The organism is Brevibacillus sp. MS2.2 (assembly GCF_013284345.1).
Lineage (GTDB): Bacteria > Bacillota > Bacilli > Brevibacillales > Brevibacillaceae > Brevibacillus > Brevibacillus brevis_C.
The window spans coordinates 59,179-72,118 of the sequence record NZ_JABSUZ010000031.1 but is presented as its reverse complement, the minus strand read 5'-3'; the positions used below and the strand labels follow the sequence as shown (position 1 = coordinate 72,118).

Annotated in this window: 10 protein-coding genes and 1 other annotated feature; of the genes, 9 read left to right on the top strand and 1 reads right to left on the bottom strand. The window is 47.9% G+C overall.

What is annotated here, in order from left to right:
• Positions 1–63: 63 nt before the first annotated feature.
• Positions 64–1,077: a YaaC family protein gene (locus HP568_RS23025; RefSeq protein ID WP_173630327.1), complete on the bottom strand. Its 1,014-nt coding sequence runs from the start codon at positions 1,075–1,077 to the stop codon at positions 64–66.
• Between the two features lie 166 nt (positions 1,078–1,243).
• Here HP568_RS23025 and guaB point away from each other — a divergent pair, with 166 nt between their 5' ends.
• The 9 genes from guaB (at position 1,244) to HP568_RS22975 (ending at position 12,903) form a co-directional block, all read left to right on the top strand.
• Positions 1,244–2,704 carry an IMP dehydrogenase gene (guaB, locus tag HP568_RS23020; protein WP_173630326.1) on the top strand — a complete coding sequence of 487 codons (1,461 nt, stop codon included), beginning with the start codon at positions 1,244–1,246 and terminating at the stop codon, positions 2,702–2,704.
• Between the two features lie 188 nt (positions 2,705–2,892).
• Positions 2,893–4,209 (top strand): D-alanyl-D-alanine carboxypeptidase family protein, encoded by a 1,317-nt coding sequence (locus HP568_RS23015; protein WP_173630325.1) that lies wholly within the window; start codon positions 2,893–2,895, stop codon positions 4,207–4,209.
• A gap of 106 nt (positions 4,210–4,315) precedes the next feature.
• Positions 4,316–5,200 (top strand): pyridoxal 5'-phosphate synthase lyase subunit PdxS, encoded by an 885-nt coding sequence (gene pdxS, locus HP568_RS23010; RefSeq protein WP_012683798.1) that lies wholly within the window; start codon positions 4,316–4,318, stop codon positions 5,198–5,200.
• A gap of 10 nt (positions 5,201–5,210) precedes the next feature.
• Positions 5,211–5,786, top strand: coding sequence for a pyridoxal 5'-phosphate synthase glutaminase subunit PdxT (gene pdxT / locus HP568_RS23005; protein WP_048035496.1), 576 nt, complete (start codon positions 5,211–5,213; stop codon positions 5,784–5,786).
• A 127-nt stretch (positions 5,787–5,913) separates the two neighbouring features.
• Positions 5,914–6,139 (top strand) — a binding site (T-box leader).
• A 52-nt stretch (positions 6,140–6,191) separates the two neighbouring features.
• On the top strand, positions 6,192–7,472 hold the full coding sequence (gene serS, locus HP568_RS23000) for a serine--tRNA ligase (protein ID WP_173630324.1): 1,281 nt from the start codon (positions 6,192–6,194) through the stop codon (positions 7,470–7,472).
• 419 nt (positions 7,473–7,891) lie between these two features.
• A complete protein-coding gene (gene aceB / locus HP568_RS22990; RefSeq protein WP_048035499.1) occupies positions 7,892–9,499 on the top strand; it encodes a malate synthase A in 1,608 nt (535 codons plus the stop codon).
• Between the two features lie 26 nt (positions 9,500–9,525).
• Positions 9,526–10,815, top strand: a complete 1,290-nt coding sequence (gene aceA, locus HP568_RS22985) for an isocitrate lyase (protein WP_056496109.1) — start codon at positions 9,526–9,528, stop codon at positions 10,813–10,815.
• A 191-nt stretch (positions 10,816–11,006) separates the two neighbouring features.
• On the top strand, positions 11,007–12,104 hold the full coding sequence (locus HP568_RS22980; RefSeq protein ID WP_048035501.1) for an ABC transporter substrate-binding protein: 1,098 nt from the start codon (positions 11,007–11,009) through the stop codon (positions 12,102–12,104).
• Positions 12,094–12,903, top strand: coding sequence for an alkaline phosphatase family protein (locus tag HP568_RS22975; protein WP_173630323.1), 810 nt, complete (start codon positions 12,094–12,096; stop codon positions 12,901–12,903). The genes HP568_RS22980 and HP568_RS22975 overlap by 11 nt, the downstream gene beginning before the upstream one ends.
• Positions 12,904–12,940 lie beyond the last annotated feature (37 nt).

Here is a 12,940-nt window from a genome sequence, read left to right as displayed (position 1 = left end):
TTCTTGCTGATGACAGCAGGAAGGTTTTTTCGTGTAGATGTAGATAAAGCAGTGGCAGGAAAACTAATACAGATCCGACGGCAAAGAGGGAAGGGGCATCCGGTGATTTCGGTGAAAATGTCTTCGAATAACCGAGGGGAAAGTACTCATGTGGTTATCCAAAAAATGTTCGACCAAATAGCGCTCAACAAGTCCGTGAGACATCGTTAGCTCTCCCCACCACTCCGTTTCATAGCGACAAAGCATGCTGAGTAAATAAAGCAGCAAGTAATGACTGGCCCATTCGGGAAGAGGTAGAGAAGAAGCAGAACCATTCCAGAAGAAGAGTACGTTCTGATGCAAACGAAATAATGGGTGTTGATCCAGTTCAGACAGGGAACACTGAGGAAGGGTCAGTTCCTTTCTGTTTTTGTTATTTTCCCAGTCCAGTTTTTCCAAGTTACAAACAGATGGAGCCAACCTGCGAATATACTGGATAAACGTCTCGGTTGAATAGGATAGTGGCCCGTCCGTTTTTTCAGGAAAGGTAATGCGAACTAAATCATCTTGACTTATATCGTCAATTTTTAGCGTTAACCAGTTACGCGGTTTATCCGTAGCAATTCCGTAACTATCGCTGACGCTGGGGATGGATGAAAATAAGTCATGGGCTGAATAGCGGTCTTGTAACGGCACAAGCTGGAACGCGTGAGCTAATTGTGCAAAAAACCCTTCCTTTTGTGGACGAACTTCGTCTTCCATTAGCATATAGGCGTTTCGTTTAAGCTTTCGTGTCGTGACACCATGTTGAAGAACACGACTGTTTTGGGGATAATACGGATCACGAGTCAGTAACATCGCCTTCAACAAGTGAGAGCAGCCATAAAACAGCAGCAATGGCTGGATGGACAAGTCAGCAACAACGGAAGTGGAATAAAAATGTCTGGCTTGTCTCCATAGATACAGGAAACGCGAGCTTTGTTGAAATGCTAGTCGCTCCGCATGCTCGACACCCATGTCACGATAGCAGGCAGCCAAATATTTACGTGCAGTTGGTTCTGTTTCAAAATAGCGTAATGTTTTCCAAGCGTTATCCATGTTACCCACCTTTACCAATTTTCGTAATATGGTTAAGTTTCCCTAATTGTTTTTTGATTTATCTGTCTAATAGAATCTATAACCGAACGATATACTCATTTCTTGACAGTAAATTAAGCCGTTTGTTAAACTGTCTTAAACTATTCGCCGAGAGGAGCTTTCAACTGTGCGGGAAGACAAATTTGTTAAAGAGGGCTTAACGTTTGACGATGTATTGCTCATTCCAGCAAAATCTGAAGTTTTGCCAAGGGATGTTGATCTACGAGTACAATTAAGTGAAAATGTGAAGCTGAATATCCCTCTGATCAGTGCTGGTATGGACACCGTAACGGAGTCTGGACTTGCAATCGCCATGGCTCGCCAAGGTGGTATCGGGATTGTCCATAAAAACATGACCATCGAGCAACAAGCAAGCGAAGTAGATCGTGTAAAACGCTCTGAAAGTGGCGTTATTACCAACCCATTCTCTTTGTCACAAGAACATACTGTCGAAGAAGCGAATGCTCTCATGGGTAAATATCGTATCTCAGGTGTTCCGATTGTCGATGCGAATCAAAAGCTGATCGGAATTCTCACCAACCGCGATCTTCGCTTTGTACATGACTTCTCCATCAAGATCAAAGAGGTTATGACCAAGGAAAACCTGGTGACGGCTCCTGTCGGTACTACACTGCAACAGGCAGAATTGATTTTGCAACAACATAAGATCGAAAAGCTCCCGTTGGTGGATGAGAACAACACCCTGCGTGGACTCATTACGATTAAAGATATTGAAAAAGCCATCCAATACCCAAATGCAGCAAAAGATAACCAAGGCCGCTTGCTGTGTGGTGCTGCTGTTGGGGTATCTGCAGACACGTTTGAGCGCACAGCTGCACTGGTACAAGCTGGCGTGGACGTATTGGTGATTGATACCGCTCACGGGCATTCCAAAGGCGTAATTGAAACGGTAAAAGCCGTTCGCAAAGAATACCCAACGCTCACCATCGTCGCGGGGAACGTTGCAACTGGACAAGCTACTCGCGATCTGATCGAAGCTGGGGCATCTGTGGTGAAGGTTGGTATCGGTCCTGGTTCCATTTGTACAACTCGTGTCGTAGCAGGTATCGGTGTTCCGCAAATTACAGCGATCCACGATTGTGCACAGGTAGCGCGAGAGTACAATATTCCAATTATTGCCGACGGCGGCATTAAATACTCCGGTGATTTGCCAAAAGCAATTGGTGCAGGTGCTTCTGTGATTATGATCGGCAGTCTGTTCGCTGGTACAGAAGAAAGTCCGGGCGAATTTGAGATTTTCCAAGGTCGTCGTTTCAAGGTATATCGTGGAATGGGATCGATTGGCGCGATGAAAGCCGGCAGTAAGGACCGTTACTTCCAAGAGAACGCACAAAAGCTCGTTCCGGAAGGGATCGAAGGCCGTGTTCCTTACAAAGGCCCATTGGCCGATGTTACGTATCAGTTGATTGGTGGACTGCGAGCAGGTATGGGATACTGCGGAGCAAAGACCATCGAGGATTTGATTCAAAACTCCCAGTTCGTTCGTATTACCGGCGCTGGCTTGCGTGAGAGCCACCCGCACGATGTACAAATTACAAAAGAATCACCTAACTACTCGATTTCTTAAGCGGAAAATAGTACGGAAGACCTACGTCCCCTCTCTTTTAAAAAGAGAGGGGATTTTTACTAGCTACTAACATGTGGAAATAGGAGGAATCTCGCTTCAAGCTACCCTGCAAACTATGGTACACTTACAATTGTGTGCTTGTTTCATGAAAAAATAAAATCGACAGAAATAGGAGAGTGAGAGATTACATGAAGCGAAAGACATGGACAAAGCGATTGACAGGTCTGTTCCTTTCTGTCGCTGTTTTTGCTGCAGCAATGGGAGGAACGGTTTCAAAGGTGGAAGCTGCCCCTGTAGCATCTCAAGCGAATTTACAACTGGAAGCGAAGTCTGCCATTCTTGTTGAGGCATCAACGGGAAAGGTTCTCTATAGTAAAGATCCTGACGTAGCACTTCCGCCTGCGAGTATGAGTAAAATGATGACCGAATATCTGGTTCATGATGCCGTCAAGCAAAAGAAAATCAAATGGGATGATGTCGTCCCTGTAAGTGAATATGCGTTTTATATCGCTAAAATTTCTGATTCGTCTGGTGTGTACTTGAATTTAGGCGAATCCTTTACGGTTAAACAATTGTACGAAGCGATGGCAATCGTATCGGCCAATGACGCTACTGTACTTTTGGCTGAGAAGATCGCAGGCAGTGAGCCAGCCTTTGTTGAACTGATGAACAAAAAGGCAGCAGAGCTTGGTATGAAAAATACTTCGTTCGTCACTTCTACTGGTTTGCCAGCCAATGAGTTGGGTCCATACTCTGTTCAGACCGAACAAACAGAGAACTTGATGTCTGCTCGTGATTCAGCGATCCTTGCCCGTGCTCTGATTCACGATTTCCCGGATGCGTTGGAGACCTCCAAAAAACCAATCTTCACCTTCCGTACAGGTACACCAAATGAGTGGAGCAAGAAAAACTATAACTGGATGCTGCCTAGTCTGATCAGCTATTACCCAGGTGTAGACGGATTAAAAACGGGGCATACAAATGCAGCAGGTTATTGTTTTACAGGTACGGCTGTTCGCGACAACATGCGTTTGATTAGCGTCGTGATGAATGCAAGCACCGACACAAAGCGTTTTGCTGAGACGAGAAAACTGTTTGACTACGGTTTTGGCAATTTCAAACTCACAAAACAAATGGACAAGAATGTACCTGTCAAAGGATTTGAAACAGCTCCTGTCAAAAACGGTGTAGAGGTAACTGTACCAGTTGTTACAGGCAGTGAAGTTAATATGATCACAAAAACCGGTACGGAAGCAAAATACACACCAACTGTTACCTTCCAGGATCTGACCGCGCCAATTACGCAAGGACAGGTTGTCGGTAAGGTCGTATTGAAAGAAGAAGGCGTGAAGGATACGGATTACTTGCAGCCTGAAGACGCAGCAAAAGCAGGTGTGGATATCGTAGCAGGACAGGCAGTAGAGGAAGCCAGCTGGATTCGTCTGTTCTTCCGCAGCATCATAGAGTTTTTCAGCAATTTGTTTAGCAGTGGAACAGGAAATTAAATAACTATTGTTTTCCCCTACATCTATCGTTTACAATGACGGTAACTGGAACCATAACACCGCATAACAGTTTCGGTTCTGACTCATGATGTAGGGGGTATTTGTAATGGTACAAGTAGGAACGTCCCGCGTTAAAAGAGGTATGGCTGAAATGCAAAAGGGCGGCGTCATTATGGACGTCGTGAATGCTGAACAAGCAAAAATTGCAGAAGCAGCGGGTGCTGTTGCTGTAATGGCTTTGGAGCGTGTACCGTCTGACATTCGTGCAGCTGGTGGAGTTGCGCGTATGGCTGACCTTAGCATTGTAGAGGAAGTACTGAATGCTGTTTCGATTCCTGTTATGGCGAAAGCTCGTATCGGTCATTTTGTTGAAGCGCGTGTTCTCGAGTCTCTGGGTGTAGATTACCTCGATGAGAGTGAAGTACTCACACCAGCAGATGACTTGTACCATATCAATAAAAAAGAGTTCACTGTACCGTTTGTATGTGGTGCCCGTGATCTGGGTGAAGCGCTCCGCCGTATTGGTGAAGGTGCATCCATGATCCGCACAAAAGGTGAGCCAGGAACCGGAAACATTGTAGAGGCTGTTCGTCATATGCGTACGATGATGTCCCAAATCCGTAAAGTGCAAGCCATGTCCTACGATGAACTGATGGCGGAAGCTAAAAACCTGGGTGCCCCATACGAACTGCTTGAAGAGGTACACAAAACAGGTAAGCTGCCAGTCGTAAACTTCGCAGCAGGTGGAGTAGCAACACCAGCAGATGCTGCCCTGATGATGCAATTGGGCTCCGATGGCGTGTTTGTAGGCTCTGGTATCTTTAAATCAGAGAATCCAGAGAAGTTTGCTCGCGCGATTGTGGAAGCGACTACCCACTACACGGATTACGAACTGATTGCTCGCGTATCCAAAGGCTTGGGAACGGCAATGCCAGGAATCGAAATCTCCAAAATTCGTGAAGCTGATCGCATGCAAGAGCGCGGCTGGTAAGGTGAGTAGCATGAAAATCGGCGTACTCGCTCTACAAGGAGCTGTAGCAGAACATGTGCGAATGCTAGAAGAGGTTGGTGCCACAGCCGTCCCGGTCAAAAAAGTAGAAGAACTGGATGACCTCGACGGGCTGGTCATTCCCGGCGGAGAGAGCACCACGATTAGCAAGCTGATGCACAAGTACGGATTCATGGAGGCGGTTCAAGAGTTCGGTAAGGCGAACAAGCCGATCTTCGGAACTTGCGCAGGAGCGATTCTTCTGGCAAAACAGATTCAAGGACAAGACGATTGCCATTTAGGCTTGATGGAGATCAAAGTTGAGCGGAATGCCTTTGGTCGCCAAAAGGAAAGCTTTGAAGTCTTGATGCCTGTTGCGGGTGTGGCAGCAGATTACCCGGCAGTGTTCATCCGGGCACCGTATATTATGGAAGTGGGAGAGAATGGTCAAGTCTTGGCGAAGCACGAAGACAAGATTGTTGTCGCCCGAAGCGGTCACTATTTGGCAGCAGCCTTTCATCCAGAATTGACCGAAGATACAAGACTGCATAAATACTTCCTCGACATGGTCAAGGAATACAGAAGCTAGTTGTCATATCGGAAGATCGGCCGTTAAAAAGGCGCCGATCTTCTTTTTTCTGTAAAGATCGAGGTGGGCTGCTCTTTACATACGTATAGAACCTGTAGTACAGTTAACAATAATAGTATTCATGAATGAGAATGCGATGATGAGAACAAGTACTTCACAAGAGCCAGGCCTAGAGAGTCGGTGGTAGGTGCAAACCGATCCGGTCATGTGAAGGAATCCATCTCGGAGTGGCAAAGGAACAACAACTTTGCCCGGAACCGTCCCGTTATGACGGAAGAGTGGGCATATGCATGAAGGATTGCTGCATGTGTCAACGAGGGTGGCAACGCGGGTATACAACACTCGTCCCTTACCAGGGGACGGGTGTTTTTTGTTTTTTTCAATACGATTCGGAGGGATTTACACATGTTGGACGTAAAAGTATTACGCCAGGATTTGGAAGAAGTAAAACACCGTTTGGCTCACCGCAATGAAGATATTTCTGCGTTGGATCAATTTGTGGAAGTAGATGAAAAGCGTCGCGAAGTCATCCAAGAAGCAGAAGCGCTGAAAAATAAGCGTAACACGGTATCCGAGCAAGTAGCGGTTATGAAACGCAATAAGGAAAATGCAGACCATCTGATCGCTGAAATGAAAGAAGTAAATGAGCGCATCAAGGCTTTGGATGAAGAGCTGCGCCAACTGGATGAGCAGCTGGAGTTCATTTTGCTGAGCCTCCCGAACCTGCCGCATGAGAGCACGCCGATCGGTACGACAGAAGACGATAACGTGATTGCCTGGACATGGGGAGAGCCACGTGCATTTGACTTCGAGATTAAGCCTCACTGGGAGCTCGCTAGCCAAGCAGGCATCCTCGATTTTGAAACGGCGGCAAAAGTAACAGGTAGCCGTTTTGTTTTCTATAAAGGCATGGGAGCACGCCTGGAGCGCGCACTGATGAACTTCATGATGGATTTGCACTCGAATGAGCATGGCTATGAAGAAGTGATCCCGCCGTATATCGTCAACCGTACGAGCATGACGGGAACGGGTCAATTGCCTAAGTTCGAAGAGGATGCGTTCAAAATCGAGGGACCAGATTACTTCCTGATTCCAACCGCAGAGGTGCCGGTCACCAATATGCATCGTGATGAGATTATGGATGGAGCGGATCTCCCTCGCTACTACACTGCTTTCAGCGCATGTTTCCGTTCGGAAGCGGGTTCTGCGGGCCGTGATACGCGTGGGTTGATTCGTCAGCATCAATTCAACAAAGTTGAGCTGGTGAAATTCGTGAAACCAGAAGAGTCTTATGAAGAGCTCGACAAACTGGTGAAAAACGCTGAAAAGGTGCTTCAACTGCTTGGTCTGCCATACCGTGTCCTGAGCATGTGTACAGGCGATCTAGGATTTACTGCTGCGAAGAAATTCGACCTGGAAGTTTGGATTCCAAGCGGCGGCACATACCGTGAAATCTCGTCTTGCTCGAACTTTGAAGATTTCCAAGCGCGCCGTGCCAATATTCGTTTCCGTCGCGATACGAAATCGAAGCCGGAATTTGTGCATACATTGAATGGGTCTGGTTTGGCGATTGGACGTACAGTAGCAGCGATCTTGGAGAACTACCAAGAGGCAGACGGAACAATCGTGGTTCCAGAAGTTCTTCGTCCGTACATGGGCGGAGTAGATAAGATTGCACCGAAGTAATAAGCGAGAGATTTGGAAAGCAGCTCTTGATCCATAACGGGTCAAGGGCTGTTTTATATTGTGTACTAATACAGGTGGATTTTTTCAAAAAACGTGTTGCACTGTACTAATCTCTGTTATATAATAAAAACAAATTTTAAGAATATTGTTTTAATACAGAAATGGAGGAATGGAGAATGGACTGCTATCGATGTGAAGGAAACGGAGAACAAAATTGCCCAAAATGTGGAGGCGTTGGTCATGATGCCAACGGAGCGGCTTGCCACAATTGCTTGGGAGACGGGCATGTAAGCTGCAGCCATTGCAGTGGCAGTGGGTATCAGGAGTAAGGACATTTTTTTGCTACTACTGTTATATAATAAAAAATATTTTACTTATCTGTACCATAATAACTTTGAATTGAGGGAGGAGGAGCTGTTTTGACTACCGTACCAACGAATCCATATCCGCTGGGGGTTCAGATTTCCGGTGAGATGCACCCCGGTTATCAAGATATCCTGACACCAGAAGCAATCCAATTTGTAATGAAGCTGGAGCAAAAGTTTGGCGAAAGACGCCAGCAATTGTTGGCTAAACGTGTGGAGCGTCAATTGCAGATTGATGCAGGTCAACTGCCCGATTTTCTACAGGAAACAGCGGACATTCGTAAAGGAGATTGGACTGTTGCTCCATTGCCCAAAGATTTGCAAGACAGACGGGTGGAGATTACGGGACCTTCGGGTGACCGGAAAATGGTCATCAATGCGCTGAACTCGGGTGCTCGGCTTTTCATGGCTGATTTTGAGGACGCGAACTCACCGACCTGGGAGAACACCATCCAAGGCCAAATCAACATGAAGGATGCGGTACGCCGCAATATCTCTTACATCAGTCCACAAGGCAAATCATACACCCTCAATGAAAAGACGGCTGTTTTGATCGTGCGTCCTCGTGGCTGGCATCTTGAAGAAAAGCACATCCTCCTCGATCAAAAACCGATCTCCGGCAGCTTGCTTGACTTCGGACTTTACTTTTACCACAACGTAGATGCTCTTATCGCGAATCAGACAGCACCGTATTTTTACTTACCGAAACTGGAGAGCCATTTGGAGGCCCGCCTTTGGAACGACGTCTTCCTTTTCGCGCAGGATGAATTAAATATTCCACGCGGCACGATTCGCGCGACAGTATTGATCGAAACGATTCTCGCTGCTTTTGAGATGGATGAGATTCTGTACGAGTTGCGCGAGCATAGTGCAGGACTGAATTGTGGACGTTGGGATTACATTTTCAGCTATATCAAAAAGCTGCGGAATCAGCCTGATGTCATTACACCGGATCGTGCGCAAGTAACCATGACAGTGCCGTTCATGAAAGCATATACCACGCTGGCCGTGAAGACTTGCCATAAACGGATGGCGCCCTGCATTGGCGGAATGGCTGCACAAATTCCGGTGAAAAATGACCCGGTACAAAATGCAGAAGCCATCGCTAAAGTACGCGCTGACAAAGAGCGGGAAGCGTACGATGGACATGATGGGACTTGGGTTGCTCACCCTGGGCTAGTGCCGGTAGCCATGGAAGTATTCGATCGCCTGATGAGAGAGCCGAACCAAATTTGGTACAAACGTGAAGACGTAGACGTATCCGCTAAGCAACTGCTGGCAGTTCCAGAGGGCACGATTACAGAAGCGGGTGTCCGTACGAACATTAGCGTAGGCTTGCAGTACATCGAGGCTTGGTTGCGAGGCTCTGGGGCTGTGCCGATCAACAATCTGATGGAGGATGCGGCTACAGCAGAAATTTCGCGGGCACAAGTCTGGCAATGGATGCGTCACCGTCACGGGGTCTTGCAGGATGGTAAAAAGGTGACGGAAGGCTTGGTGAAGCAGTGGCTGAGTGAGGAGCTGCAAGCGATCAAGCAAGCAATCGGCCAAGAGAGATACGACAACAGCAAGTATCCAATTGCTGGTGATCTGTTCTTGCAATTGGTAACGACAGAAGATTTCGAAGACTTCCTAACGGTACCGGGTTATCGCTATTTGTAAAAATAAAAAGAGTGGGGGAAATGAAAATGACGAAAGTAAACAAGCAAGAAGCGATTCAACAGGTGGAGCAAAGCTGGCAGGAGGAGCGTTTTCAAGGAATTACACGTCCGTATTCGGCAGAAGATGTTGTTCGTCTGCGTGGTTCCGTACAAATCGAGCATACGCTGGCTCGTCTCGGAGCAGAACGTCTGTGGGGCCTCTTGCATACCGAGCACCATATTAAAGCGTTGGGGGCTTTGACCGGGAATCAAGCGATTCAGCAGGTAAAGGCAGGATTAAAAGCGATTTACTTGAGTGGCTGGCAGGTAGCGGCCGATGCCAATCTGTCTGGTCAGATGTATCCTGATCAAAGCCTCTACCCGGCAAACAGCGTTCCCCAAGTCGTAAAAAGAATTAATCAGGCATTACAACGAGCTGATCAGATCGATCAATCAGAGGGCGGTACAGAGACGAATTGGTTTGCTCCGATCGTAGCGGACGCAGAAGCGGGCTTTGGTGGGCCACTGAACGTCTTTGAATTGATGAAGGGCATGATTGAAGCAGGTGCAGCAGGGGTGCATTTTGAAGACCAGCTGGCTTCCGAGAAAAAATGCGGCCATATGGGCGGAAAGGTACTCATTCCGACGCAAGCAGCCGTACGTAATCTGATTTCCGCCCGCTTTGCGGCAGATGTAATGGGAGTTCCGACGATTATCGTGGCACGTACCGATGCCAATGGCGCTTTCCTGATTACCAGCGACATCGACGAGCAGGATAAACCATTCCTGACGGGTGAACGAACAGCAGAAGGGTTCTTCCGTCTACGCGGCGGATTGGATGCAGCGATTGCCCGTGGACTTGCGTACGCTCCGTATGCAGATTTGATTTGGTGCGAGACTTCTGAGCCAAATTTGGAGGAAGCACGCCGTTTTGCCGAAGCGATTCATGCCAAATACCCGGGCAAGCTGTTAGCCTACAATTGCTCTCCTTCTTTCAACTGGAAAAAGAAGCTGGATGAAAAGACTATCGCTCGCTTTCAGGAAGAGATCGGCGAGATGGGCTACAAGTTCCAATTTGTCACGCTTGCTGGCTTCCACTCCCTGAATTACAGCATGTTTGAACTGGCGCGAGGCTATCGTGATCGCGGAATGGCTGCCTACTCTGAATTGCAGCAGGCTGAGTTCGCTAGCGAGGTACATGGTTATACGGCTACTCGTCATCAGCGTGAAGTGGGTACCGGGTATTTCGATGAGGTTGCGCAAGTTATCTCAGGCGGCAATTCCTCCACGACTGCACTCAGCGGGTCGACGGAAGAGGAGCAATTTGCTCACAATTAAAGAGGAAAAACAAAGGACGAGGTGGTTCTCTGGTATTCAGAGGGCCACTTTTTGCGTTCACTTCTATTTTTCATAGAGTCTTAATAGCTTTTTAACAACGCATTTATATCAGTTTCATTTTGGTTGTTTACGATTAGATTAGAAAAAACCAAAAGATCAAACACAAATAAAAACGAAAAGGGGCCTTAAAGATGAGAGGGAACCAGTTAAGCTGGAAACGAACCGTTGTTATCATGACATCCGTTTTTCTGCTTGCGGGATGTGCCACCGAGACGAAATCAGGCACTTCTCTGGATACGTCGCAATTGACCCTGGATCAAATCGTGGAAAAAGCGAAGCAGGAGGGAGAAGTCAACTCCGTGGGTATGCCGGATACGTGGGCAAATTGGGGAGAGACCTGGAGCAATCTCGGAAAGGAATACGGCTTAAAGCATACCGACACCGACATGTCGAGCGCAGAAGAATTGGCTAAGTTTGAAGCGGAAAAAGAAGACGCCACAGCAGACATCGGTGACGTAGGCATCGCTTTTGGACCGTTGGCCAAGCAAAAAGGGCTGACGCTGCCTTACAAAACCTCTTACTGGAACGACATTCCCGACTGGGCAAAAGATGATGAAGGACATTGGTTGCTAGGCTATACGGGAACACTGGCTTTTATCACAGACAAGACAAAGGTGCAAAATCCTCCCAAGACCTGGGCAGATTTGAAAAACGGAAGCTACAAGATTGCAATCGGCGATGTCATGAAAGCGAATCAGGCACAGTTTGCCGTTCTGGCCGCCGCCTATGCGAATGGGGGAGATGAGAAAAATATTCAGCCCGGCATTGACTTTTTCGCTGAGTTGGCAAAAAACAAGCGGCTTAGTACGAGCGATCCGAGTCTTGCCAATCTAGAAAAGGGTGAAATCGAAGTCGCAATCCTGTGGGACTTCAACGCGCTCGGGTATCGGGACAAAATCGATAAAAACCGCTTTGATGTCCTCATCCCGGAGGAAGCATCAGTCAGCAGCGGGTACGCTACGGTTATCAACAAGTACGCCAAGCACCCACACGCTGCCATGCTGGCTCGTGAATACATTCTCTCCGACGCTGGACAGTCCAATTTGGCGCGCGGCTATGCACGACCGATTCGCGCCAACGCCAAGCTGGATGAATCCGCTAAAGCCATGCTGCTCCCCGATGAAATGTATAAAAACGCACGTCCGGTGGGCGATTTGACTGCTTGGGAAGAGACGGCTAAAAAGTTGCCACAGTTATGGCAAGAGAAGGTGTTAATCCATGTGCGCTAGGAAGCTCGCGATGATTGTGCTCGACGGATTGAGATTTGACACAGCCATCTCGCACATGGGGTACCTGCATCACCTGGTCGAATACGGCATTGCAGCCCGCTTTCAGGTACGATCGGAATTGCCCAGTCTCTCTCGTCCTTTGTATGAGGTTCTTTTAACGGGAACCCCTGTGTGGAAAAACGGCATTTCCAGCAATCAGACGGTTCGGCTTTCGCACCAGGAGAGTCTCTTTCACCTGACGCGGAAAAACGGGATGTCCAACGCTGCTGCGGCTTATGGCTGGGTAAGCGAGCTTTATAACAAGGCCCCGTTCAGTCCGTTTCACGACCGAATCCAATTGAACACCGACAAGCCGATCCAAAACGGGATGTTCTACTGGGAGGATCACTATCCGGATACACACTTGTTTGCTGACGCCAACTTTTTGTTGAATGGATACAATCCGGATTTTCTTTACGTCCACTCCATGAACATCGACGATGATGGCCACAAGCATACGGCCGATTCCGCACACTATCGAAATCGCGTTCTGGCGGCAGATTCGATACTGGCAAATGTACTTCCTGCGTGGATCGATGCGGGTTATCAAATTATCGTGACAGCGGATCACGGGATGACAGCCGATGGAAATCATGGCGGCACTTCTAGCGCTGACCGGGACGTCCCCCTGTTTGTCATCAGCAACCTGATCTCTCCGGGTATTCGCGAGGAGGCAATCCCGCAATTGCAGGTGGCTCCGCTTGCCTGCCATTTGCTTGGCATCTCCCCCTCGAAAGAGATGCAGCCATTGAACGTATGAGGGCTGAGTAAGACGTCTCCCTAAGGGGGCGTCTTTT

Bases quoted from the DNA above. Each gene is read 5' to 3' on its own strand.
- HP568_RS23025 (WP_173630327.1), bottom strand. From the start codon at position 1,077: ATGGATAACGCTTGGAAAACATTACGCTATTTTGAAACAGAACCAACT.
- HP568_RS23015 (WP_173630325.1), top strand. From the start codon at position 2,893: ATGAAGCGAAAGACATGGACAAAGCGATTGACAGGTCTGTTCCTTTCT.
- pdxS (WP_012683798.1), top strand. From the start codon at position 4,316: ATGGTACAAGTAGGAACGTCCCGCGTTAAAAGAGGTATGGCTGAAATG.
- pdxT (WP_048035496.1), top strand. From the start codon at position 5,211: ATGAAAATCGGCGTACTCGCTCTACAAGGAGCTGTAGCAGAACATGTG.
- serS (WP_173630324.1), top strand. From the start codon at position 6,192: ATGTTGGACGTAAAAGTATTACGCCAGGATTTGGAAGAAGTAAAACAC.
- aceA (WP_056496109.1), top strand. From the start codon at position 9,526: ATGACGAAAGTAAACAAGCAAGAAGCGATTCAACAGGTGGAGCAAAGC.
- HP568_RS22980 (WP_048035501.1), top strand. From the start codon at position 11,007: ATGAGAGGGAACCAGTTAAGCTGGAAACGAACCGTTGTTATCATGACA.
- HP568_RS22975 (WP_173630323.1), top strand. From the start codon at position 12,094: ATGTGCGCTAGGAAGCTCGCGATGATTGTGCTCGACGGATTGAGATTT.